The following is a 24,407-nucleotide window of genomic DNA, read 5'->3' on the forward strand; positions in this document are numbered from 1 at the left end:
TCCCCGAGGAGGGGCTGTGCACAGAAGAAGACTCGCCAGAGTGCTGGGGGGCCTCGGCGCGGTGTCGGCGCTGCTGGTGATCCCCCTGTCCAGCGCGCGGGCGTACGACCCGACGGGCGGGATCCTGTACCAGCTCGGCAGCGAGCCGTGTCTGAAGGGGCGCGGCAACTGCGCGATCTACCCGAAGTCGGCGCAGTTGCCGAGCGGACGGCTGGTCGCCGCGTTCGAGAGGTCCACGGTGGTGCCCGCGTCGGGCAGCGCCGACGGACAGACGCTCCCGGTGTACCGGAGCGACGACCACGGCACGACCTGGCAGCCGCTGTCGGAGGTCAAGGCCCCGGCCTATCTCTCCGGCGACCCCAAGTACGCGAAGTACACGAGCAACTGGACCAACCCGTACCTGTACGTCCTTCCGCAGGACGTCGGCGACCTGAAACAGGGCACGCTGCTGCTGGCGAGCGTGGTCTCGGGCGACGACGCCTACTACACGGAGCACAAGGCGGCCGACCCGAACTGGACGCCGTCCAACGACGGCGACCGCAGGGACCTGGCGATCGCCCTGTACTCCAGCACCGACGACGGCGCGAGCTGGAAGGTGCTCAACGTCGTCGCCACGGGTGGCTGGCAGGGCGGCAGCGCGGGCGCGGTCGGGCAGAACATCGCCGCCGCGAACACGAACCGGCAGGTCGATCCCCTCTGGGAGCCGTACCTGATGGTCTACAAGGGCAAGCTGGTCTGCTACTACTCCGACGAGAACGACTACACCGGCTTCGACGCGACGACCGGCGTCCCCACCCTGGACCCCGCCAACGACACGGCCACGGATTCGGGTGGCCAGATCCTGGTCCACCGGACCTGGGACGGCCGGGGCGCGGCGTGGAGCGCCCCGGTCGTCGACATCGCGGGCCTGACCCAGGACATGGGCGGCGGCAAGACCGAGATCGGCGGCGGCCGTCCCGGTATGACCAACGTGGTCCGGATGACGGACGGCAAGTGGATGATCACCTACGAGTACTGGGGCGGCGGAGCCAACACCCGCTACCAGATCGCCGACGACCCGCTGAAGTTCTTCCTCGGCTCTGCCACGGGCACGTCGGTCACCGGTCTGCCGCTCGACCCCGGATCCCACGCGCTCGCCACCGGAGGCAGCCCGGTCCTCGTCCGGCTTCCCGGCGGGCGTCTGGTCTACAACGCCGCCGGCAGCGGCAGCGTCTGGGTCAACGAGAACGGACGCGGCGACGGCGCGTGGAAGGAGTACCAGACGACCTCGCCCGGCGCCTACAGCCGCAACCTGCAGTACGTCGAGGGCACCGGCCGTCTCGCCCTGCTCAACAACCAGGGAACGTCGACACTCAAGTTCGCCGAGGTCGACCTCGGTCACTCGGACGGCGCCTACTACCAGGTGGTCAACCGGAAGACGGACCAGGTCATCGGCACCGGTGGCAAGACGAACGACGCGAACCTCGGCAACGGGGACGTGCCCGACGTCCGGCTGGAGGCCCCCGGCTCGGCGGCGAACCCGGACACCCAGTACTGGCATGTGACGACCGAGCCGCAGGGCGGCACGACCCTGCTCAACAAGGCGGGCGGACGCGCGGCGGCCGTCTGGACCGGGAACGCGACGGCCGGCCAGAAGATCGGCCAGTGGGTCGACAACAGCAAGACCGGCAGTTGGAACCTGATCAGGACGAGCGACGGCTTCTACCGACTGCAGTCGGTCAAGAACACGAGCCTGTACCTGACCGGTGCGACCGCCGGAGGACAGCTCACCCTGCAGACCGCCGCCACCGACGGTTCACAGGACTGGGAACTCGTCCAGTAGGCAGACCAGGTGACAGGGGGTCAGTTCGCCACGGCGAACTGGCTCCCCGTCTTCTGTCCGCTCTCCGTGCGGGCCGCGGCCACACAGCGGAAGACCCGCAGGCCCTTGTCCCACTCCGAGGCCGTGGGCGGGATGATGTCGGTCTGCCACTCCTTCGCGATCTTGCGCCCCTCGGGGAGCATGGTCGCTGTCATCACCGTCTGCGAACAGAGCGCCTTGACGTCCGGATGCTTGATCAGGTCCCGGGCGTTGTTCGTCATGCCGTCCTCGGGCAGCGGGGCGATCGCGAAGGTCTCCCACACGTGCTCGGCGGCGCAGTCCGCGCGGCTGACCGTGACGATGCCGGAGATGTCGACGATGCCGCTCCAGCACTCCGGGCTCGCGACACACCGGCCGCCCACGCCGTCGATGCCCGTCGCGGGGCAGTTCACGGTCGTGGTGGGCACGCCGAACCCGGAAGTGCCCTTGTCCTCGGCGGTGGCTCCGGAGGAGGGCGCCGCCGCCCCGGAGGCGCCGCCGTCGTCCGAGCCGAAGTACTGGTTGGTGACCACGGTGACCGACACGGTCACGGAGACGACGACGGCCGCCAGCAGGGCGATCAGCCGCGTGTTCCGCCCGCCCTTGCGCCCGCCCTCACCGCCGCCCGGCGCGGTGGCCACGGTCGTACCGCCCCCTCCGCCGGCCCGGCCCGGGGCCACCGTGGAGGCGGGGATCGCGTCCCGGACGCGCGGCGCGTCGCGGTGGTACGGCACGGTGGTCATGGTCGGGGCCGGTCCGAAGCCGCCGGGAGCGCCGGGACCGCCCAGGGCGACCGTGTCGAGGTCGACGGCGGCGAGGGCGTCCCGGAAGGCGGCCGCGTCGGACAGCCGCTCGGCCGGGTCCGTGGCCAGCGCGTGCCGGAGCACCTCGTTGAGGGCCGCCGGCATGCCCTGCAGCGGGACGTACGGCCAGGTGTGACGCACGATCAGTTCGGCGAGGCTGAGCTGGGTCCCGTCGTCCGGGTGGTGCGGCGGGAAGCCGCGCAGCAGGGCGTAGAGCGTGGCGGCCAGGGAGTACACATCACCGGCCGGGCCGGGCTCGGCCAGGTGGAAGGCCTCGGGCGGGGCGTAGGCGGGGGTCAGCGCCTCGCGGGTCACGGACAGTTCGCGCCCGGGGCGGGGCATGGCCGCGAGCCCGAAGTCGGTGAGGGCCACCCCGCCGTACCGGTTGACCATCACGTTGCCGGGCTTGATGTCGCGGTGCAGCACCCCGGCGGCGTGCGCGGCGGCCACGGCGTCCGCGAGCCCCACGCCGATGTCCCGCGCCTCCTTCGGCGGGAAGGCGCCCTGCCGGTGCAGCCGCTCGCCCAGCGAACCGCCCGGGCACAACTCCAGGACCATGTACGGCCGGTCGTCGGCCAGCACCCCGGCGTCGTACACGGGGACCACGTGCGGATGCCCGGAGAGCTGTCCGGCCGCCGTGACCTCGCGCAGGAAGCGCTGCCGGTCGCGCGGGGTGGACAGCACCCTGCTGTCCACCTTCAGCGCGACCTCCCGGCCCACGGCCACCTGCCTGGCCCGGTACACCGTGGCGAACCCGCCCTGGCCCAGGACCTCCTGGACCTCGTAGCCGGACAGTGCGATTCTTCCGGGCCCCATGTGCCGTACCCCCAGCGTGCCGCCCCGGCCGGGACGTCCGACCGAGGTCGAGGCGAGACTCTAGCCCAGCACGGTGACAGCGGTGGTCACAGGTACTCGGAGGCGGCGTCCAGCAGCCAGTCCGTGAGGTAGCCGGCGAACGAGGAACGCACGAGAATCCAGAATCCGGCATCGGGCCGGTCCCGGGCGACGAGGACGACCTGGGTGCGGCCGAGGGTGGTCTGCGCACAGCGGCCCGGCCCGAAGCCGCGGGGGTGCAGGTCGAGGGAGCAGCCGTGGGCCAGGAGGTCGCGGGCGTGCGGGCCGGTGACGAGGAGGGTGGTGCGCTGGGCGGAGACGTCCGTGACGGACACCGGTTCGTCCCCGGCGGCTTCCCGGATACAGTCCTCCAGCGCGCGTGAGGTCCCGGGCTCGCCCACGACGAGCCATTCGTCGGGGCCGAGCCAGAGCACGGTCAGCTCGCGGGCGCCGGTGACGGTGTTGGGTTCGAGGGGCAGGGGGACGCCGAGGGCGACACCGACCGCGTCGGCGGCCGGGCCCTTGGGGTCGAGGCGCAGGCCGATCTGGGTGAGGAAGGGCAGTTCGGCGAGGCGGACCCGGCCGTGGGAGGCGCGGGTGGCGTCGGCCAGCCGGTCCTTGGCGCTCAGCAGGGGGCTGCGGGGCGTGAGAGTCGGGTCAGCCATCGCGGCGGGCTCCCTCGGGGTCGAAGAGGACGGGGCCGGTGACGGTGACCGGGACGAGCCGGTCGCCGACGGGGGCGTAGAGGCGTTCGCCGACGCGGTCGCGGCCGCCCTTGATCAGGGCGAGGGCGAAGGTGCGGCCGAGGGCGGCGCTGCGGTAGCTGGAGGTGACGTGGCCGAGCATCGGGACCGGCGGGGGCGGCAGGACGCTGTCGGCGACCAGGTGGGTGCCTTCGGGGAGGAAGTCGGCGGGGTCCTCGGGGAGGAGGCCGACGAGGTGCTTGCGGTCGGCGCGCAGGGTGTCGGGGCGGGCGAAGGACCGCTTGCCGAGGAAGTCGGGCTTCTTCTTCGACACCGCCCAGCCCATGCCGAGGTCCTGGGGGGTGATGGTGCCGTCGGTGTCCTGGCCGATGATGGGGTAGCCCTTCTCGGCGCGCAGGACGTGCATGGTCTCGGTGCCGTAGGGGGTGATGCCGTACGCCACCCCCGCCTCGTACACGGCTTCCCAGAGGGTGAGGGCGTGCCAGGGGGAGACGTTGATCTCGTAGGCGAGTTCACCGGAGAAGCTGATCCGGCAGACGCGGGCCTCGATGCCGACGACGGTGGTGTCGCGCCAGGCCATGAAGGGGAAGTCGTCGTTGCCGACGGCCAGTTCGGGTGCCAGCGAGCCCAGGACGTCGCGGGACTTCGGGCCGACGAGGGCGACGGTGGCCCACTGTTCGGTGACGGAGGTGCAGTGGACCCGCAGGTGGGGCCATTCGGTCTGGAGCCATTCCTCCATCCAGTCCAGGACGGTGGCGGCGTTGCCGGTGGTGGTGGTCACCAGGAAGCGGTCCGCGGTGAGGCGGATGACGGTGCCGTCGTCGAAGACCATGCCGTCCGGGCGGCACATGACGCCGTAGCGGATCATCCCGGGCTTCAGGGTGCTCATCATGTTCGTGTAGAGCATGTCGAGGAAGGCGCCCGCGTCGGGGCCCTGCACGTCGATCTTGCCGAGGGTGGAGGCGTCCATGAAGGCGACGCCCTCACGGGCGGCGGCGCACTCGCGCAGCACCGCGGTCTCCATGTCCTCGCCGCTCAGCGGGTAGTACCAGGGGCGCTTCCACTGGCCGACGTTCTCGAACAGCGCCCCCTGCATCACATGCCAGTCGTGCAGCGCGGTGGTGCGGACGGGGTCGCTGAGCACGCCCCGGTCACGGCCGGCGAGCGCCGCGAAGGAGACCGGGACATAGGGCGGGCGGAAGGTGGTGGTGCCGAGCGCGGAGACGTCCACGCCGAGGAGTTCGGCGACCACGCCACTGGCCAGGACGCCGGCCGTCTTGCCCTGGTCGTTGGCGGTGCCGGCCGTGGTGTAGCGCTTGGTGTGCTCCACCGACCGCAGCCCCGCGCCCGTCGCGCGGGTCAGGTCCTCGATCGTGACATCGCGCTGGAGGTCCACGAAACGCGGGGCGCCGTCCCGGCCCGGGACCGTGAACACGTGCATCGGCGCGGTGTACGGCGACGCGGTCACGTCCGGGAGGGCGGGCTGCTCGGGGGTGTAGCCCTCGGCCTCCAGGGCGCGTGCGGCCGCCGCGGCGCCCTGGGCGAGCACGGTGGGCAGGTCGAGCACGCCGCTCGCGGAGCCCGCGACCTCGACGGCCTGACGGCCGGTGTCGGGGACGAAGGAGCCGAGGGCGTCGTCGTAGCGGAGCTTGCCGCCGGACTGGCTGAACAGATGCGCGACGGGGTTCCAGCCGCCCGAGACCAGCAGGAGATCGGCCGCGAACTCCCGGCCGCCCTCGGTCTCGCCGAACGGGGCGACGGTCACGGCGCTCAGGCGGGCCTCGCCCTCGGTGCCGATCACGGCGTGGCCGGTCAGCACCTCGATGCCGGCGGCTTCGGCGCGGCGGCCCCACTCCCCCGCGTCCGTGCGGGTGTCGACGACCGCCGCGACGTCCACCCCGGCGGCACGCAGGTCCAGGGCCGCCGTGTACGCGCTGTCGTTCGTCGTGAGGACGACCGCACGGCGGCCGGGCAGGACTCCGTGCCGGTGCACATAGGTGCGGGCCGAGGCGGCCAGCATCACCCCGGGCCGGTCGTTGTCCGCGAAGGCGAGGGAACGCTCGTGGGCGCCGGTGGCCAGGACCACCCGGCGCGCCCGGATCCGCCACACCCGCTCGCGAGAGACCTTCGCCGGAGCCGCCGCGCCGAGGTGGTTGGTGCGGCGCTCCACGGCGAGGAGGTGGTTGTCGTCGTAGTGGCCGAACACCGTGGTGCGCGGCAGAACGCGGACTTCCGGGGCGGCTTCGAGCAGCGCGCCGACCTCCCGCACCCAGCCGAGGTGCTCACCGCTGCCCAGGAGGCTGCCGCCGGGCTCCGGCTGGTCGTCGGCCAGGATCACCCGGGCGCCGGAGCGGGCGGCCGCGGCCGCGGCCGCCAGGCCCGCCGGACCGGCGCCCACGATCAGCAGGTCGCAGTGGGCGTGCACGGCGTCGTAGCGGGCCGGATCCGGCTCGGTCGCCAGTCGGCCCTGACCGGGCAGGCTGCTCGCCACCAGGCCGTCGTAGAGCTCCACCGCGGTCGCGGGCAGCATCGGCTCCGGGAACGGGGCCTCGATCTGGATCACGGCGTTGGGTTCCTCGACACCGGCGGAGAAGATGCCCCTCGGCCGGCCGAGCTTGATGCTCGTCGCCGCCTGGATCACTCCGTTGGCGAGCAGGGCGGAGGCGAGGGTGTCGCCCCGGTAGCCCTGGTACTCGGTGCCGTCGAAGGTGAAGGTGAGAGGGGTGTCGCGGTCGATGCGGCCGAGCATCGGGTGCCGGAAGCCTGCCGGGGACTCCGCGCCCACGCTCAGCCCTGCCGGGGTCCCGGCCGCGTCCTCGGACGCCGGACCGGCTGCATGAGGCGGGCTGGGCTGAGCGGTGACCGGGCGCGGCGCCGGCCGCTCCGGGCGTTCCTCCCCGGAGCGGTACACGGCCAGGATCTCGTTGGTGGAGGTGTCGCGGACCGCGTTGAACCAGCGGCGGCAGCCCGCCGAGTGGCTCCAGCGTTCGGCGAAGGGCCCCTTGGGGTTGTCGCGGAAGAACAGGTAACGGGCCCACTCCTCGTCGGACAGCTCCGCCGGGTTCTCCGGATAGGGCACGTGAGCCTGGCCGCCGTAGTGGAACTCGGCCTCGTCACGGGGCCCGCACCACGGGCAGGGGATGAGCAGCATGGATCGGCTCCCAAAGTGTCCGGTGGTGTCCTAGTGGGCCACGGCGGCGGCGCCGTGCTCGTCAACGAGCGCGCCGGTGGTGAAACGGTCGAGCGAGAACGGGGCGTTCAGCGCGTGCGGGCTGTCGTGGGCGATGGTGTGGGCGTAGACCCAGCCCACGCCCGGGGTGGCCTTGAAACCGCCCGTCCCCCAGCCGCAGTTGAGGTAGAGACCGTCCACCGGGCTCAGACCCACGATCGGCGAGGCGTCCGGACTCACGTCCACGATCCCGCCCCAGGTCCGCAGCACATGAGCCCGCGCGAAGACCGGGAACAGTTCCAGGGCCGCGGACATCTGTTCCTCGATGATGTGGAACGCCCCGCGCTGGGTGTAGGAGTTGTAGGCGTCGATCCCCGCCCCCATCACCAGCTCGCCCTTGTGCGCCTGACTGACGTACACATGCACCGCGTTGGACATGACCACCGTCGGATGCACCGGCTCCAGCAGCTCGGAGACGAGCGCCTGGAGCGGGTGGCTCTGGACGGGAAGCTCGATCCCCGCCATCGCGGCCAGGACCGAGGTGTGGCCGGCGGAGCACAGGGCCACCTTGCCCGCCGCGATCGGCCCCAGGGTGGTCTGGACGCCGACCACCCGGCCGCCGACCACGTCCAGACCGGTGACCTCGCAGTTCTGGATGATGTCCACACCCGCCGCGTCCGCCGACCGCGCGAAGCCCCACGCCACGTAGTCGTGCTTGGCGATGCCCGCCCGCGGCTGATAGGTGGCGCCCAGGACCGGATAGCGCACATCCGGCGAGATGTTGACGATCGGGCAGACTTCCTTGACCTGCTCGGCGTCCAGCCACTCCGCGTCCACCCCGTTGAGGCGGTTGGCCTCCACGCGGCGCACGCTGTCGCGCACGTCCTGAAGACTGTGCGCCAGGTTCAGCACGCCCCGCTGGGAGAACAGGATCGGATAGTCCAGCTCCTCCTCCAGGCCCTCCCAGAGCTTCAGGGCGTGCTCGTAGATGCCCGCGCTCTCGTCCCACAGGTAGTTCGAGCGGATGATCGTGGTGTTGCGGGCCATGTTGCCGCCCGCCAGCCACCCCTTCTCGAGCACCGCCACATTCGTGATGCCGTGGTTCTTCACCAGATAGTGCGCGGTGGCCAGACCATGACCGCCACCACCCACGATCACGACGTCGTACGACCGCTTCGGCTCGGGCGTCCGCCACAGCCAGTCGGGGTGGTCCGGAAGCTCGGCGCCGGGGGTACGAGGGCTCATCGGGCGTCTCCGGGTTCGCTCAGCCGCGCAGGCGGGACATGGACGGGTCGAACAGGGGCTCCTCGGCGACGACCGCGTCGACGCGCTGGTCGAAGTAGCCGATGTGGAGGGCGGTGCCGGGGACGGCGAGGTCGGCCGGCAGCCAGGCGTAGGCGATGCCCTTGCCGACGGTGTAGCCGTAGGCCGCGCTGGTCACATAGCCGACCGGGCGGTCACCGTCGTAGACGGGTTCCTTGCCCATGACGACCGAGTGCGGGTCGTCGATGGTCAGACACGCCAGCCTGCGCCGCACGTTCTCCTTGCGCCGCTCCAACGCCTCCCGGCCGATGAAGTCGCCCTTGTCGAGCTTGACCGCGAAGGCGATCCCGGCCTCGTAGGGGTCGTGCTCGTAGGTCATGTCGGTGCCGAAGGAGCGGTAGCCCTTCTCCAGCCGCAGACTGTTGAACGCCCCCCGCCCGGCGACGATCCCGCCCAGCGGCTCGGCCGCGGCCCACAGGGTGTCCCACAGCTTCTGGCCCTGGTCGGCGGTGGTGTACAGCTCCCAGCCGAGCTCACCGACGTACGACAGGCGCATCGCGGTGACGGGGACGGAGCCGATGTAGGCGCGCTGGGCGCGGAAGTACTTCAGCCCGTCGTTGGAGAAGTCGGTGTCGGTCAGGGGCTGCAGGACCTTGCGGGCCAGCGGGCCCCACAGGCCGATGCAGCAGGTCCCGGCGGTGATGTCCCGGACCTGGACGGTGCCGTCGGCGGGCAGGTGCCGGGTCAGCCAGTCCAGGTCCACGTTGCCGTTCGCGCCGATCTGGAAGAGGTCACGGCCCAGGCGGGCCACCGTGACGTCACTGCGGATGCCGCCGTCGTGGTCCAGGAACAGGGTGTAGGTGACGGATCCGACCGACTTGGCGACCTTGCTGGTGGTCAGCCGCTCCAGGAAGTCGGCCGCGCCCGGGCCGCTGACCTCCAGCCGCTTCAGCGCGGTCATGTCGTACATCGCGACGGTTTCCCGGGTGGCCTGTGCCTCCGCGCCCACGATCGGCGACCAGAACTGCGCCGCCCACTCGTTGGGGGTCGGGATACTGCGGCCCTCGACCAGGGGCGCGTTGGCCTCGTACCAGTGCGGGCGCTCCCAGCCGTTGGCCTCCAGGAAGAACGCGCCCTGCTCCTTCTGCCGGGTGTGGAAAGGGCTGGTGCGGATCGGGCGCGGGTCGCCGGAGGGCTGCAGCGGGTGGAGGATGTCGTAGACCTCGACGAAGTTCTGGCAGTCCCGCGCCAGCACGTACTCCGGAGACAGCTGATGCGGCTCGAACCGGTTGACGTCGCACTCGTGCAGGTCGAACGAGGAGCAGTAGCCGTCCACCAGCCACTCCGCCATGGCGCGGCCGACGCCCGCGGAGTGGGTGACCCAGACGGCTTCGGCGACCCAGAAGCCCCTGACGTCCTGGGACTCGCCCAGCAGGGGGAAGTTGTCGGTGGTGAAGGAGAACAGGCCGTTGATGCCCTCCTCGACCTTCGCCTCCCGCGTCGCGGGGAGGAGGGCCTGGGTCTCGCTCCAGGCGGTCTCGAAGTCCTCCTCGGTGAACTTCAGCACCGACGGCATCGCCTCGGCCTCGTCCACGGAGAGGATGTCGTCGGCCGAGATCGGCATCGGGCGGTGGCCGTAGTAGCCGATGCCCAGGCCGTCGAAACGGTCGCGGTAGTACAGGTCGGCGTCCTGGTGACGCAGGATCGGACGCACCGCCTCCTGCTGCTGTCCGGCCAGTGCCGGGATCGGACCGGTCCAGGCCAGCTGGTGCGCCAGCGGGGTCAGCGGCAGGTTCATCCCCACCATCCGGGCGATCTTCGGACCCCAGATCCCCGCACAGCACACCACGATGTCCGCGGGGATCTCCCCCTGATCGGTCAGCACCCCGCTGACCTCACCGTCGGCGTGGAGAACGTCGAGGACCTCGTGGCGAGCGAGGAAGCGGACACCGCGTTCCGTCGCCCTGCGGATCTGCGCCTCCACCGCCAGGACCGCCTTGGCCAGACCGTCCGTCGGCACCAGCAGACCGCCCAGCACCTTCTCCCCGTCGAGCAGCCCGTGCCGCTCCACGCACTCCTCGGCCGTCAGCAGCTCGGCCTCGACACCCCACGCGGTCACCCAGCCGTGCCGGCGCCGCAGTTCGGTCAGACGCTCAGGGGTGGTGGCCACCTCCAGACCACCGACCTGGAGGAAACACGGCTTGCCGTCCACATCCAGCGAGCAGAACTTCTCCACCGTGTAGCGCGCCAGCTCCGTCATCGTCTTCGAGGAGTTCGTCTGGAAGACCAGACCCGGAGCGTGTGACGTCGAGCCCCCGGTCGCCGGCAGCGGGCCCTGGTCGACCACCGTCACCTCGGTCCAGCCACGCGCGGAGATCTCGTCCGCCAGCGCCGCACCCACGACACCCGCACCGATGATCACCACTCGGGGTCCCGCCATCGCCGCACCTCCGAATCAAACCGGCCCAACCGGTTCAGTTGCTGTTTACGCAACGCGCTTCAGTTTGCGCAACTCAATGTGCCCGCCCCGGAGAGGGGTGTCAAGAGGTCCCGGGACGTCGTTGAACAGCCGGAAGAGCAGCTCGCAGGGGTGCCTGGACACAGCGATGCCCGGCGGGCGATGCGCAGCCACGCGCACCGCCCGCCGGGCATGATCGACCGGCCTGGAGACAGGGCTACTTGATCCAGGCCTTCACCCTGTCGGCGTTGGCGTCGACCCACTTCTTGGCCGCCGCGTCGGGGGTCATCTTCTCCTCCGCTATGTACTTGGCCACCAGGTTCTGGTCGTCATTCGTCCAGTTGAAGTTCTTCACCAGGTCGTAGGCCGGGCTGCCTGACTTGGCGAACTTCGCACTGACGATCTTGTCCAGGTCGTAGACGGGGTAGTCACAGGCGACCTTCGCGGCGTCGGCGTCACAGCCGTCCGTGTACTTGGGCAGGCTGACCTTGACGAGCGGGACCTCGGACAGGAACCACTGCGGCTCGTAGAAGTAGCCGATCACCCATTCCTTGTCCTTCTCCGCCTTGCGGAAGGCCTGGATGAGCGCCGTCTCACTGCCCGCGTACACCACCTTGAAGTCCAGCTTCAGGTTCTTCACCAGCGCCTCGTCGTTGGTGACGTACGACGGGTCACCGTCCAGGAGCTGACCCTTGCCGCCCGACTCCGAGGTCTTGAAGTTGGCCGCGTACTTGTTCAGGTTCTCCCAGTTCGTGATGTCCGGGTGCGCCTTCGCCAGCCACGGCGGCACGTACCAGCCGATGATGCCCTTGTTGCCGGTCGAGCCGGCCTCCACGGCCGTCTTCTGATCGGTGATGTACTTCTTCTTCAGGTCGTCGTGGCCCCAGTTCTCCAGGACGGCGTCGACCTCGCCGGTTCCGAAGCCCTGCCAGGCGATCTCTTCCTTGAGGTCCTTCTTGTTGACCGTACAGCCGAGCTCGTGCTGTGCGACGTACGCGACGACCGCCGCGTCCGCCTCGTAGCCCACCCACGGGTTGACCGCGAGGTTGAAGGTGCCGCACTTTCCGGAGCCGCTGGAGCTGCCCGAACCCGAGGAGTCCTCGCCGACCTTCGCGCCACCGCACGCGGTGAGGGTGAGTCCGAGGACGGCCAGGCCGGCCGCGCCGGCACGCCAGTGTCTTGCCATGGTGTCCTGCTCCTTATGCGCTCGCGCGTCGCGCCGCTGCCTGAGTGATCCGGTCGAACATGACGCCGAGAAGGACGATGGCGAGACCCGCCGCCAGTCCCTTCCCGTACAACTGGCCCTGCGAGAAACCGGCCACCACGTCGTAGCCGAGGGCGCCCGCCCCCACCAGGCCGCCCACCACAACCATCGACAGCACGTAGATCAGACCCTGGTTCGTGGCAAGGGTCAGAGCACTGCGTGACATCGGCAGTTGAACCTTGGTGATGATCTGCCAGGTGTTGCACCCGGCCGAGGTCGCCGCCTCCACCGTCGTCTGCGGCACCGCCCGCACCCCATCCGCGATGATCTTCATCGCGACCGGCGCGGCGTACACGATCGCGGCGACGATCGCCGTGAACCGGGTCGCGCCGAACAGCGCCAGGAACGGCACGAGATAGACGAACGGCGGCATGACCTGCGCCGCGTCCAGACTCGGCCGCATCACCCGGTCCACCATCCGGCTGCGCCCCATCCACACCCCGAACACGATGCCCAGCGCCATCACCAGCACCGTCGCCACGAGGGTCGAGGCCAGAGTGGTCATCGCGTCCGACCACATGCCCGTGCCGACCAGCAGGCCCACGCACACCACCGTGGTCACCCCGGCCCGCCAGCCGCCGAGCACGACGGCGAGCGAGACCAGCACCCCGGCCACCACCCACCACGGCGAATCAGTCAGCAGCGTCTGGAACGGGTTGAGCAGACCGTTGGTGATCGCGTCGCGGAAGGCATTGGTCAGACCCGACAGGTTGTCCTGCGCCCAGGTCGTGGCTGTGTCGGCGGCGCTCGCAATCGCGCTTCCCGTGCTGCCCTCCCCCGGGAACTCCGCCGCCCACAGATAGGTGTGCGACAGGTAGATCAGTACGGCCGTCACGGCGGCCCCCGCTCCCAGGAGCTGCTTGCGCCACTTCAGGAAGCGGTTCTTCGAGTTCCGGGCGCTCTCCTCACGCGCGCTGGCCGCGGTGGTGACCCGGTCCAGCACGATCGCCATCACCACGATCGCCAGGCCCGCGTTGAACGCCGTACCGACATCCAGCGACTGCAGCGCCTGGACCACCGTCTTGCCCAGACCCGGAGCATCGATCAGCGCCGCGATCGTGACCATCGCGAGCGCCGCCATGATCGACTGGTTGACGCCCATCACCACGGTCCGCTTGGACATCGGGAGCAGGACCTTGAGCAGGGCCTGCCTGCGCGTGGCGCCCAGGGAGTCGGCAGCCTCCGCGGTGGTCTCGGGGACCGAGCGGATGGCGTGTGCCGTGATACGGATCGCCGGCGGGGCCGCGTAGATCGCCGTGGCGATCACGGCCGAGGCGCCGCCGATCAGGAAGAACAGGGTCAGGGGCGCCAGGTAGACGAAGGTCGGCATCGTCTGCATGAAGTCCAGGAACGGTGTCACGACCCGGTTGAAGCGGTCCGACAGTCCCGCCCACACCCCCAGCGGGATCGCGAACAGCAGCGCGACCAGGACCGCGGAGAGGGTCAGGGCCAGGGTGTCCATGCTCTCCTGCCACAGACCCTGCAAGCCCATGAACGTGAACCCGGCCACCGCCAGCAAGGCCACCCGCCAGTTCCCGAGGGCCCAGGAGACGTATCCCGCGATGCCGACGACCCCGAGCCAGCCGATCTGCGGGACCGGCCGGACGTCGGACGGCTGGGAGATCAGATCCTGGATGAAGGTCACCAGGGTGTCGATGACCAGCCGGATCTCGTTGAAGAAGTACAGGAAGAGCGGGTTGGAGTTGCGGTTGGCGCCAATGGAGTCGTTGACGTCGTTGAACCAGCGGTGCAGACCCGTCAGGTCGGCCGCGGCCAGGGTGAGGGTCTGCCTGCCGCGCAGAACGGCGAAGAGCAGCAGCCAGACGACGAGGATCGCACCGATCACCACGGGCCGGCTGATCTTCCGGGCGGGTTGGGCGGGGACGGTCTGTTCGGCCGTCTCCGTCGTGTCCGGTTTCTCGATGGTGACGGTCATCACCGGCCGCCTTCCTGCCCTGCGACGACCGCGAGGATCTCCTCGTCCCCGACGATCCCCAGCAGCTTGCCGTCCTCGACGACCTTCACCGGCTTCTCCGCCGCCAGCACCGCCCGCGTCGCCTCCCGCACCACCACGTCCGGACCCAGCTCCGGCCCGTCCAGCGCATCCCCGTCCTCCGGCGCCCGCATGATCCACCGCAGCGTCAGCACATCACCCCGCGGCACGTCCTTCACGAACTCCCGCACATAGTCGTCCGCCGGCGCCCCCACCAGCTCATCACCCGTACCGCACTGGACCATCTTCCCGTCCCGCATGATCAGGATCCGGTCCCCCAGCTTGAGGGCCTCGGAGAGGTCGTGGGTGATGAACACCATGGTCTTGCCGACCTCGTGGTGCAGGCGGATGACCTCGTTCTGCATGTCCCGCCGGATCAGCGGATCCAGCGCCGAGAACGGCTCGTCGAAGAACAGCACGTCCGGGTCGCCCGCCAGAGCGCGGGCGAGGCCGACGCGCTGCTGCATACCACCGGAGAGCTGGTCGGGGTAGGAGTTCTCGTAGCCGGCCAAGCCGACCAGCTCCACCACCTCCAGCGCCCGCTGCGTCCGCTCCGCCCGCCCCATCCCCCGGATCTCCAGACCGAACGCCACGTTGTCCACCACCCGACGGTGCGGCAACAACCCGAAATGCTGGAACACCATCGAGAACTTCCGCCGCCGCAACTCCCGCAACCGCGCCGCGTCCGCCTGCCGGATGTCCTGCCCCTCGAACACCAGCTCACCCGACGTCGGCTCGATCAACCGCGTCAGACACCGCACCAGCGTCGACTTGCCCGAACCCGACAGGCCCATCACCACGAACACCTCGCCCTTGCGGACGTCGAAGTTCACATCACGCACCGCGGCCGTACACCCGGTCCGATCCATCAGCTCACGCCGGGTCAGGCCGCACAGCTCCTCATCACCCGGCACCCGCTCGGCCTTCGGCCCGAACACCTTCCACAGATTGCGCACGGAGATCACCGGAGCGCCGTCAGCGTCCTGAGGTGTGCCGTGCCGCTGGGATACCTCGGTCTGCGTGGGGGTCACGATCGCCCTCTTTTCGGCGTTCAGCCGCGGAACCAGTGCTGCGGCCGGGGTTGGATGTTCTGCCAGATGTGCTTGGGCTCTCGGTACTCGTTCAGGCCGGTCGGTCCCAGCTCGCGGCCCACGCCCGAGTGTCCGAAACCACCCCATTCCGCTTGCGGCACATAGGGGTGGTAGTCATTGATCCACACCGTGCCGTGACGCAGTCGCCGGGCGACCCGCTGGGCCTTGCCGGCGTCCTGTGTCCAGACGGCGCCGGCCAGGCCGTACTCGGTGTCGTTGGCGATCCGTACGGCGTCGTCCTCGTCGGTGAAGCGCTCCACGGTCAGCACGGGTCCGAACGACTCCTCGTGGACCACGCGCATGTCCTGCCGGCACTCGTCGAGGACGGTCGGCGGGTAGTAGTGGCCGCCCGCGAGGGCGGGGTCGGTGGGGCGCTCGCCGCCGCAGCGCAGGACGGCGCCCTCGGCGATGCCGGCCGCGACGTACGCCTCGACCTTGGCCAGGTGCTGGGCGGAGATCAGCGCGCCGGTCTCGGCGTCGGGGTCGAAGGGACCGCCGAGGCGGATCTGGCGCGCCCGGCGCACGACCTCGTCGACGAGCCGGTCGTGCAGGGAGTCCTCGACGATCAGGCGGGCGCCGGCCGAGCAGACCTGGCCCGAGTGCAGGAAGACGGCCGTGAGGGCGAAGTCGACGGCCGTCTCGAAGTCGGCGTCGGCGAAGATCACGTTGGGGTTCTTGCCGCCGAGCTCCAGCGCCACCTTCTTCACGGTCGCCGCGGAGGTGGCCATGATCCGCTTGCCGGTCTCCAGGCCGCCGGTGAAGGAGACCAGGTCGACGCCGGGGTGCTCGGAGAGCGGGGCGCCCACTTCGGGGCCGCCGCCCAGGACGAGGTTGCCGACGCCGGCCGGGAGTCCGGCCTCCTCCAGGGCCTTCAGCAGCAGGATGGAGGTGGAGGGGGTCAGCTCGCTGGGCTTCAGCACGAAGGTGTTGCCGGCCAGCAGGGCGGGGGCGACCTTCCAGGACGCCTGGAGGAGGGGGTAGTTCCAGGGGGTGATCAGCCCGCAGACGCCGACGGGTTCGTAGACCACACGGCTCACGGCGTCGTCGCGACCGGTGTCGATCACACGGCCCGCGTCGGTTCCGCCGAGGCCCCCGTAGTATCGGAAGCAGGAGACGACGTCGGCGATGTCGTACTCGCTCTCCACCAGGCGCTTGCCGGTGTCGAGGGACTCGGCGCGGGCGAACAGCTTGGCGTCGCGCTCGATGAGATCGGCGGTGCGCAACAGCAGGGCACCGCGCTCCCGCTCGGGGGTCTGCGGCCAGGGGCCCTCGTCGAAGGCCCGACGGGCCGCGGCGATCGCCGCCTCGGTGTCGGGACGCGTCCCTTCCGATACGGTCGCGGAGAGCGTTCCGTCGGCGGGACATCGGATGTCACGGCGGCCTCCGGCCACCGGCTCCCGCCATTCACCGTCCACATACAGGTCTGCCACGCGCCAAGCCCTTCAGCTGAAATGCGTTGCGCATCGTGCATTCAATTGCTTGTGGTGGAACACCCTGGCCAATGTACGGACATCCGTCAAGAGGTTGGCGGATGACGATTTCGCAAGGGGCCTTTCGACCCTTCTCCCTGGACCGCAGACCTTGACCGGGGGCCCCATCCCGGCCAACTATGTTGCGTATCGCTCACAGAGTTGTGCATTACGCACCGACGGAGGAGGCCCATGTCCCCCCGACCTCAACCCGGCCGTGAGTACGTACTCACCCTTTCCTGTCCCGACAGCGCGGGACTGGTCCACGCCGTGAGCGGCTTCCTCGTCCGGAACTCCGGGAACATCCTGGAGAGCCAGCAGTTCGACGACCGCCTCCAGGGCCGCTTCTTCATGAGGGTCCACTTCGACGTCTCGGACCCGAGTGCCGATCTGAAAAATCTGCGTTACCGATTCGGTCCGGTCGCGGACGCCTATCGGATCTCCTGGACCCTGCGGGACGCGTCGACCCCGACGAGGACGCTCATCATGGTGTCCAAGTTCGGGCACTGCCTGAACGATCTGCTGTTCCGCCGGCGCACGGGTTCCCTCAACATAGAAATCCCGGCGATCGTCTCCAATCACCGGGAATTCGAAGGCCTGGCGGACACCTATGGGATCCCCTTCCATCACGTGCCTGTGACGAAGGACACCAAGCCCGAGGCGGAGGCGCGGCTGCTGGAGCTGGTGCGCGAGCTGGACGTCGATCTCGTCGTGCTCGCCCGCTACATGCAGATCCTCTCCGACGACCTGTGCAAGCGGCTCGAGGGCCGCGCCATCAACATCCACCACTCCTTCCTCCCCAGCTTCAAGGGAGCGAAGCCGTACGACCAGGCCTACGACCGGGGAGTGAAGCTGGTCGGCGCGACCGCGCACTACGTCACCTCGGACCTGGACGAAGGCCAGATCATCGAGCAGGACGTGGTCCGCGTGGACCACTCCCTCGACCCCGGTGAGCTGGTCACGGTCGGCCGGGACGTCGAGGCGCAGGTCCTGGCGCACGCCGTGAAGTGGCACAGCGAGAGCCGTGTGATGGTGGACGGCAACCGTACGGTCGTCTTCCGCTGAGTCGTCCGCCGGGTCGTCCGACGACGGGAGGGGGCGGGGCCGGAACTCCGGCCCCGCCCCCTCCCGTCGTATACGGTTCCCGTCAGCCCGCGAGCCGGTCCAGCATGGCCCGCCGCCATCGCTCCGTCTCGGCGATCTGGTTGAACGTGAACACATGGAGGCCCGCGACGCCCGCGGAGGGCGCCGTGAGGGCCTCCTGGGCGCGCCCCAGCAGCCTCTCGGGCGAGTAGCCCCCGGGTGTGGCGAAGCGCAGGAACCACGACGCGTGCTTGGTCAGGAACCGCGTTGACTCCCCCACGCCGATCTTCGTCGCCATGGCGAGCAGTTTGGCGCGCTGCACCGGCCCGGCGACACCCACGTGCACGGGCAGGACGACGTCCCGGCGCCGGATACGGGCGATCCAGTCGCCCAGCACGCGCGCGTCGAAGCAGAGGTTGCTCACGATGTAGGTGGCGTGCTCGCGCTTGTCCCACATCGCCTGGATGGTGAGGTCGTCGTGGATGAGGGGATGGCTCTCGGGGTAGCCGGTGATGCCGACGCGGGCGAAGGGGCTGTCCAGCTCGCTCAGCCTGCGCAGGACCGGCAGGGCGCCGTCGTAGGCCCCGGCGGGCGGGTTCGCGTCGCCCGCCGGGACGAAGACGTCGTCCACCCCGGCCTCGCGGAGCCGGCCGGTGACCTCCTTGAGGTGCGCGTCGTCCCGCAGCAGCCGCGCGGGCACGTGCGGGACGACACGGTAGCCGTGCGCCCTCAGGCGCGCGGTGAGGTCGAGGGTCGGTTCCAGGCCCTTGACCGGCGACGCCGTCACGGTGACGACGACGTCGCGCGGCACATGGGCGAGGACCTTCTCCTCGGTCGCCTTCGCGGGCAGCACCTCGTAGCGGACGCGCTCCAGGAGCGGCCGCAGCCCGTCGGCGGCCAAGGTCTACTGCCCGGCCTGCGTCTGGGCGTCGCGGTGACGGTAGTAGGCGGCCTTGGACGGGGCGAGGGGCTCCTTGCCGAGGATCAGGTCGGCGGCCTTCTCCGCGATCATCATCACCGGGGCGTAGATGTTGCCGTTGGTGACGTAGGGCATGACCGAGGCGTCGACCACGCGCAGGCCCTCCACGCCGTGCACCCGCATGCTGGTGGGGTCGACGACGGACATCTCGTCGGTGCCCATCTTGCAGGTGCAGGAGGGGTGCAGGGCGGTCTCGCCGTCCTTGGCGACCCAGTCGAGGATCTCCTGGTCGGTCTCCACCGACGGCCCGGGCGAGATCTCCCCGTCGTTGTAGGGGGCGAGCGCGGGCTGGTTGAGGAGCTTGCGGGCCACCCGGATCGCCTCGACCCACTCGCGGCGGTCCTGCTCGGTGGAGAGGTAGTTGAAGCGCAGGGCGGGGTGCTCGCGCGGGTCCTTGCTCTTGATCTTCACCGAGCCGATCGCGTCGGAGTACATGGGCCCGACGTGGACCTGGTAGCCGTGGCCGCCGGCCGGCACGGAGCCGTCGTAGCGGACCGCGATGGGCAGGAAGTGGAACATGAGGTTGGGGTAGTCCACGTCCTCGTTGCTGCGGGCGAAGCCGCCTGCCTCGAAGTGGTTGGTCGCGGCCGGGCCCTTGCGGAACAGCCACTGGAGCCCGATGAAGGGGGCGCGCCACTTCGCGAGGTACGGCTGCATGGAGACGGGCTGCTTGCAGCCGTACTGGATGTAGACCTCGAGGTGGTCCTGCATGTTCTCGCCGACGCCGGGGAGGTCGTGGACGACGTCGATGCCGAGGGCCCGCAGTTCCTCGGCGTTGCCGACACCGGAGAGCTGCAGGAGCTGCGGGGAGTTGATCGCGCCGCCGCAGAGGATGACTTCCTTGGCGCGGACCTGCTTGGGGGCGCCCCGGCCCTTGCGGTACTCGACGCCCACGGCCTTCTTGCCCTCGAACAGGACACGGGTGACCAGGGCGCGGGTGGTGACGGTGAGGTTGGGCCGCTTGCGGGCGGGCTTGAGGTAGGCCTTGGAGGCCGACAGCCGGCGCCCGCGGGAGACATTGCGGTCGAACTTGGCGAAACCCTCCTGCCGATACCCGTTGACATCCTCGGTGGGCGGGTAGCCCGCCTCCTCGGTGGCCTTGAGGAAGGCGCCGAACAGCGGGTTGTCGGCGGGGCCGCGTTCGAGGACCAGGGGTCCGTCGTGGCCGCGGAACTCGTCGTCGGGGTCGGCGGCCAGACAGTTCTCCATCCGCCGGAAGTAGGGCAGACAGTGCGCGTAGTCCCAGCTCTCCATGCCGGGATCGGCGGCCCAGCGCTCGTAGTCCAGGGGATTGCCGCGCTGGAAGATCATGCCGTTGATGCTGCTGGAGCCGCCGAGCACCTTGCCGCGCGCGTGGTAGACGCGCCGGTCGCCCATGTGGGGCTCGGGCTCGGACTCGTACTTCCAGTCGTAGAAGCGGCTGCCGATCGGATACGTCAGGGCGGCCGGCATGTGGATGAACACGTCCCACGGGTAGTCGGACCGGCCGGCCTCCAGCACCAGGACCCGGTTCGCCGGATCCGCGGAGAGCCTGTTCGCCAGTGCGCTGCCGGCTGATCCACCACCGACGATGACGAAGTCGTACTGCAGGGAAGCCATGGTGCCCTCGTCTCGCTTGCGCCACAGATGGTGCGACGCAGCCTAATACCAGTAGCGCTATACGCACTAGGTTGCGAGCCACGCAACTTACGTGGCCTCGGTTTCGATCGGGTTACTTGCAAAGGCGTTGTTTACTACACGTATAGTTGCGCTGTGAGCAACTACAGCACAGACACCGAAACGTCGAGTACGCAGTCCGGCGGAGTGCAGTCGGTCGACCGCGCCATCAGCGTGCTGGAAATCCTGGCCCAGCGCGGCGAGGCGGGCGTCAGCGAGGTGGCCGCCGAGATCGATGTTCACAAGTCCACCGCGTTCCGCCTGCTCGGCGCCCTGGAGACGCGCGGTCTGGTGGAGCAGGCGGGCGAGCGCGGCAAGTACCGGCTCGGCTTCGGCATCGTACGCCTGGCCGGCGCGGTCACGGGGCGTCTCGACATCACCCAGCAGGGCCGCCCCGTCTGCGAGCGCCTCGCGGAGGAGATCGGCGAGACCGTCAACATCGCGGTCATGCAGGAGCACTACGCGATCAATCTGTACCAGGTGCGCGGTCCGGCGGCCGTCGCCGCGCACAACTGGGTCGGTGAGCTGACCCCGCTGCACGCGACGTCGAGCGGCAAGGTCCTGCTGGCCCATCTGCCCGCCAAGGAGCGGGCCGCGGTGCTGGCGAAGTCCGGCCTGGAGAAGGTCGGACCGCACACGATCACCGCGAAGACCAAGCTGGAGAAGAACCTGGCGGAGGCCCGGGAGCGGGGCTACGCCTGGACGCTGGAGGAGCTGGAGATCGGGCTGCACGCGATGGCCGCCCCGATCAGGGACCGGGACGGCGTGGTCATCGCGGCGCTCAGCGCGTCGGGCCCCTCCTACCGCTTCACCGAGGAGCGGCTGCACGAGCTCTCCCCCGTTCTCCTCAAGGGAGCCGAGGAGATCAGCCACCGCATGGGCTTCCTGGGCTGAGCAGGCCCTCGGGCGTCAGCCCTGGGGGGTGCCGAGGCGTTCGTTGACCCAGTCGTGGAAGGCGCCGATGTGGTGCTCGCTGGGCACCAGGACGCCGCCCTTGGCGTACATCCGCGAGCTCATCCCGGGCTGGGTGCGCTCGCAGGCCTCGAAGTCCTGCACGTTGACCCGGTGGAACAGCTCCACCGAGCGGCTGACGTCCTTGCCGCTCTCGACGACGTGCGGCAGGTACAGCCAGTCGCACTCGACGATCGTGCGGTCGACGGCCACCGGGTACATGCGGTGGAAGATGACGTGGTCGGGGACGAGGTTGATGAAGACCTGCGGCTTGACGGTGATCGCGTAGTAGCGGCGGTCCTGGTCCTCGGCCACCCCGGGGATGCGGTCCAGGCCCTCGGAGCCGTCCACCGTGAAGCCCTGGATCTCCTCGCCGAACTCCGCGCCGTGGCCCACGTAGTACTGGGCCGCGTAGCCGTCCGCGAACTCCGGGAGCACCTCGGTGAGTTCGGGGTGGATCGTGGCGCAGTGGTAGCACTCCATGAAGTTCTCGATGATGAGCTTCCAGTTCGCCTTCACGTCGTACGTGATGCGCTTGCCGACGGACAGGCTGTCGACGTCGTAGCGCTCGATGGAGGCGACATCGCCGAGGCGTTCGACGACCGCGCCCAGCACGTCCTCCTCGAAGGAGGGCGGGTTCTCCGCCAGGCACACCCAGACATAGCCGAGCCACTCACGGACGGCGACACTGGTCAGGCCGAACTCGGTGCGGCCGACGTCGGGCATCTTGGTCAGGTTGGGAGCGGCGACGAGCTTGCCGTTCAGGTCGTAGGTCCAGGCGTGGTAAGGGCACTGGAAGGCCCGCTTGACCTCGCCGGTCTCCTCGGTGCACAGCTTCGCCCCGCGGTGGCGGCACACGTTGAAGTACGCGCGGATCGAGTTGTCCCGGGCGCGGGTGACCAGGATGCTCTCGCGGCCCACGTCCACGGTGCGGAACGCACCCGGCTTGGCCAGCTCGGAGGCGCGCGCCACGCAGAACCACATGGTCTCGAAGATGTGCTCCTGCTCCTGGGCGAAGATCCCGGGATCGGTGTAGGAGGAGCCGGGAAGGGTGGCGATCAGGCTGTCCGGCAGGCTGGTCGAGGTCACGGAGCACTCCTCGGAAAACGTCGTGGGCGGATCATTCACGCGCCGGCAAGAACGACTCCGCACGGCGTCGAAACAGGGGTGGGGTCAGACGGGGGCGGCGGCGAGCTGCTTGCGCCAGCGGGTGAACAGCCGCGGCTGGTTCATCCCGAGCACGGCGACCGGGGTCCCGGCGCGCCGGTAGACGGCCAGGACGTCGCGGTCCCCGGCGGTGCCTTCCTCGACGGTGACGGTGTCGGCGCCGGCCGCGTGGCCGGCGAACTGGATCTTCACGCCGTACTGGTCGGACCAGAAGTACGGCGGCTTCGGCACGCCGGGTTCGACCGCCCCGCCCGCCAGCAGGGTGGCGATCGCGGCGTCCGGGCGCTCCCGGGCCCCCGTCCAGTGCTCGACGCGACGGTGCGCGCCGGCCCGCGGGTCGTACCAGTTCGCGCAGTCGCCGACGGCGACCACGGAGGCGAGGCTGGTGCGGCCGTCGGCGCCGCACGTGACGCCGTTGTCGAGGGCGATGCCCGAGCCGTCGAGCCAGTCGACGCAGGGGCGTGCGCCCACCCCGACGACCACGATGTCGGCGGGGATGCTGCGGCCGTCCTCCAGGAGCACGGCGTCGACGCGGCTCTCGCCGCTCAGCCCTTTGACGCCGACTCCGCACAGGAGCCGTACGCCGTGGTCGGTGTGGAGGCCGGAGACGACGGTGCCCATCTCGGCTCCGAGCGGACCGGCGAGCGGTGTGGGCGCCGCCTCGATCACCGTCACGTCGAGCCCGAGGGCGTGGGCGGTGGAGGCGACCTCGGCGCCGATGAAGCCGCCGCCGATCACCACCAGGCTTCCTCCTGCGGCGAGTTCCTCGCGCAGGGCGCGGGCGTCGTCCAGGGTGCGCAGGGTGTGCACCCCGGCGAGGCCCTCGGAACCGGGCAGGCTGCGGGCGGCGGCACCGGTCGCGAGGACGATGCCGTCGGCCTTCAGCTCGCGCCCGTCGGCGAGCCGTATCGCCCGCTCGGACCGGTCGAGACCGGTCGCCCGGATCCCGAGCAGCCACTCGGCGCCCAGGTCCTCACCCTCGGACTCCAGGGTGAGGTCCGCCTCGCCCAGGGTCCCCGCGAGGAACTCCTTCGACAGTGGCGGCCGGTCGTAGGGCCGGTGCGGTTCGTCGCCGATGACGACGAGACGGCCGTCGTAGCCCTGCTTGCGCAGCGCCCGTACGGCCGACAGACCGGCGAGGGAGGCGCCGACCACGGCCACCGTCCTCACGCGGGCCCCCCGGCCAGCCGGGACGCCACACAGGGCGGGAGATTGGGAGCCGCCTCGGACACCTTGACGAAGACCATGCCGTCCTCGACCACGACCTCGTGGGTGCGCACCGGCAGCTTGGCCGGCGGGGCGTCCACCGCGCCGGTGCGCAGGTCGAACTTGGAGGCGTGCAGCGGACACTCCACCTCACAGCCCTCCAGCCAGCCGTCGGCGAGCGAGGCGTCCTGGTGGGTGCAGGTGTCGTCGATGGCGAAGAGCTCGCCGTCGTCGGTGTGGAACACCGAGACCGGCGGGTCGATGTCGAGCCGGAAGGCCTCGCCTCGCGGGAGATCCTCGAGACGGCACGCGGGAATCATCATGACACCTCGGTGCGTATAGCGAAACGGATTGCGGAAAGCGCAACATAAGTCTGAGGTCGCCCAGAACCCCTGTCAAGGCTTCCGGGGGCCCGCTTCGGACCACCTCGCGGAACACCCCCGAAGCAGCTCGAAACGCCCGCACCACCTGCGGAAA

Annotated in this window: 17 protein-coding genes; 3 read left to right on the forward strand and 14 right to left on the reverse strand. The window is 70.1% G+C overall.

Going from position 1 to position 24,407, the window contains the following annotated elements; translation table 11 throughout:
* Positions 1 to 16 precede the first annotated feature (16 nt).
* Positions 17 to 1,822: an RICIN domain-containing protein gene (locus ACYQ8Q_RS01850; protein ID WP_460061158.1), complete on the forward strand. Its 1,806-nt coding sequence runs from the start codon at positions 17 to 19 to the stop codon at positions 1,820 to 1,822.
* 20 nt (positions 1,823 to 1,842) lie between these two features.
* Here ACYQ8Q_RS01850 and ACYQ8Q_RS01855 read toward each other — a convergent pair whose 3' ends face one another.
* The 9 genes from ACYQ8Q_RS01855 to ACYQ8Q_RS01895 form a co-directional block, all read right to left on the reverse strand.
* A complete protein-coding gene (locus ACYQ8Q_RS01855; protein ID WP_460061160.1) occupies positions 1,843 to 3,459 on the reverse strand; it encodes a serine/threonine-protein kinase in 1,617 nt (538 codons plus the stop codon).
* Between the two features lie 86 nt (positions 3,460 to 3,545).
* On the reverse strand, positions 3,546 to 4,142 hold the full coding sequence (locus ACYQ8Q_RS01860; RefSeq protein WP_460061162.1) for a sarcosine oxidase subunit gamma: 597 nt from the start codon (positions 4,140 to 4,142) through the stop codon (positions 3,546 to 3,548).
* Complete coding sequence (locus ACYQ8Q_RS01865) at positions 4,135 to 7,332, reverse strand: sarcosine oxidase subunit delta family protein (protein ID WP_460061163.1); 3,198 nt, start codon at positions 7,330 to 7,332, stop codon at positions 4,135 to 4,137. Before ACYQ8Q_RS01865 ends, ACYQ8Q_RS01860 begins: the two co-directional genes overlap by 8 nt.
* A gap of 30 nt (positions 7,333 to 7,362) precedes the next feature.
* On the reverse strand, positions 7,363 to 8,595 hold the full coding sequence (locus ACYQ8Q_RS01870) for a sarcosine oxidase subunit beta family protein (RefSeq protein WP_067254196.1): 1,233 nt from the start codon (positions 8,593 to 8,595) through the stop codon (positions 7,363 to 7,365).
* 19 nt (positions 8,596 to 8,614) lie between these two features.
* Positions 8,615 to 11,053, reverse strand: coding sequence for a GcvT family protein (locus ACYQ8Q_RS01875; protein ID WP_460061164.1), 2,439 nt, complete (start codon positions 11,051 to 11,053; stop codon positions 8,615 to 8,617).
* A gap of 235 nt (positions 11,054 to 11,288) precedes the next feature.
* Positions 11,289 to 12,257, reverse strand: coding sequence for an ABC transporter substrate-binding protein (locus ACYQ8Q_RS01880; RefSeq protein WP_460061167.1), 969 nt, complete (start codon positions 12,255 to 12,257; stop codon positions 11,289 to 11,291).
* A gap of 13 nt (positions 12,258 to 12,270) precedes the next feature.
* On the reverse strand, positions 12,271 to 14,271 hold the full coding sequence (locus ACYQ8Q_RS01885) for an ABC transporter permease (protein WP_460061168.1): 2,001 nt from the start codon (positions 14,269 to 14,271) through the stop codon (positions 12,271 to 12,273).
* Positions 14,271 to 15,359, reverse strand: coding sequence for a quaternary amine ABC transporter ATP-binding protein (locus ACYQ8Q_RS01890; RefSeq protein ID WP_460061170.1), 1,089 nt, complete (start codon positions 15,357 to 15,359; stop codon positions 14,271 to 14,273). Before ACYQ8Q_RS01890 ends, ACYQ8Q_RS01885 begins: the two co-directional genes overlap by 1 nt.
* A gap of 20 nt (positions 15,360 to 15,379) precedes the next feature.
* The gene (locus ACYQ8Q_RS01895) at positions 15,380 to 16,849 is read right to left on the reverse strand and encodes an aldehyde dehydrogenase family protein (protein ID WP_460061172.1); all 1,470 of its coding nucleotides are present in this window, start codon (positions 16,847 to 16,849) and stop codon (positions 15,380 to 15,382) included.
* A gap of 231 nt (positions 16,850 to 17,080) precedes the next feature.
* Here ACYQ8Q_RS01895 and purU point away from each other — a divergent pair, with 231 nt between their 5' ends.
* Entirely contained in the window at positions 17,081 to 17,953 is an 873-nt protein-coding gene (gene purU, locus ACYQ8Q_RS01900) for a formyltetrahydrofolate deformylase (protein ID WP_359008078.1), read from the forward strand.
* A gap of 82 nt (positions 17,954 to 18,035) precedes the next feature.
* On the opposite strand, the gene ACYQ8Q_RS01905 is transcribed toward purU, so the two are convergent.
* Together ACYQ8Q_RS01905 and betA are read right to left on the reverse strand one after the other, a co-directional pair.
* The gene (locus ACYQ8Q_RS01905) at positions 18,036 to 18,872 is read right to left on the reverse strand and encodes a methylenetetrahydrofolate reductase (RefSeq protein WP_460061174.1); all 837 of its coding nucleotides are present in this window, start codon (positions 18,870 to 18,872) and stop codon (positions 18,036 to 18,038) included.
* Between the two features lie 3 nt (positions 18,873 to 18,875).
* Positions 18,876 to 20,549: a choline dehydrogenase gene (gene betA, locus ACYQ8Q_RS01910; RefSeq protein WP_460061177.1), complete on the reverse strand. Its 1,674-nt coding sequence runs from the start codon at positions 20,547 to 20,549 to the stop codon at positions 18,876 to 18,878.
* A gap of 204 nt (positions 20,550 to 20,753) precedes the next feature.
* On the opposite strand from betA, the gene ACYQ8Q_RS01915 reads away from it, so the two are divergent.
* Positions 20,754 to 21,500 carry an IclR family transcriptional regulator gene (locus tag ACYQ8Q_RS01915; protein ID WP_460073128.1) on the forward strand — a complete coding sequence of 249 codons (747 nt, stop codon included), beginning with the start codon at positions 20,754 to 20,756 and terminating at the stop codon, positions 21,498 to 21,500.
* Positions 21,501 to 21,515: 15 nt separating this feature from the next.
* Here ACYQ8Q_RS01915 and ACYQ8Q_RS01920 read toward each other — a convergent pair whose 3' ends face one another.
* From ACYQ8Q_RS01920 to ACYQ8Q_RS01930, 3 genes are all read right to left on the reverse strand, one after another.
* The gene (locus ACYQ8Q_RS01920; protein WP_460061179.1) at positions 21,516 to 22,646 is read right to left on the reverse strand and encodes an aromatic ring-hydroxylating oxygenase subunit alpha; all 1,131 of its coding nucleotides are present in this window, start codon (positions 22,644 to 22,646) and stop codon (positions 21,516 to 21,518) included.
* A gap of 84 nt (positions 22,647 to 22,730) precedes the next feature.
* A complete protein-coding gene (locus tag ACYQ8Q_RS01925; RefSeq protein WP_460061181.1) occupies positions 22,731 to 23,894 on the reverse strand; it encodes an NAD(P)/FAD-dependent oxidoreductase in 1,164 nt (387 codons plus the stop codon).
* Positions 23,891 to 24,253 carry a bifunctional 3-phenylpropionate/cinnamic acid dioxygenase ferredoxin subunit gene (locus ACYQ8Q_RS01930; protein WP_460061182.1) on the reverse strand — a complete coding sequence of 121 codons (363 nt, stop codon included), beginning with the start codon at positions 24,251 to 24,253 and terminating at the stop codon, positions 23,891 to 23,893. Before ACYQ8Q_RS01930 ends, ACYQ8Q_RS01925 begins: the two co-directional genes overlap by 4 nt.
* Between the last annotated feature and the right edge of the window lie 154 nt (positions 24,254 to 24,407).

Source organism: Streptomyces sp. YKOK-I1 (assembly GCF_054660435.1).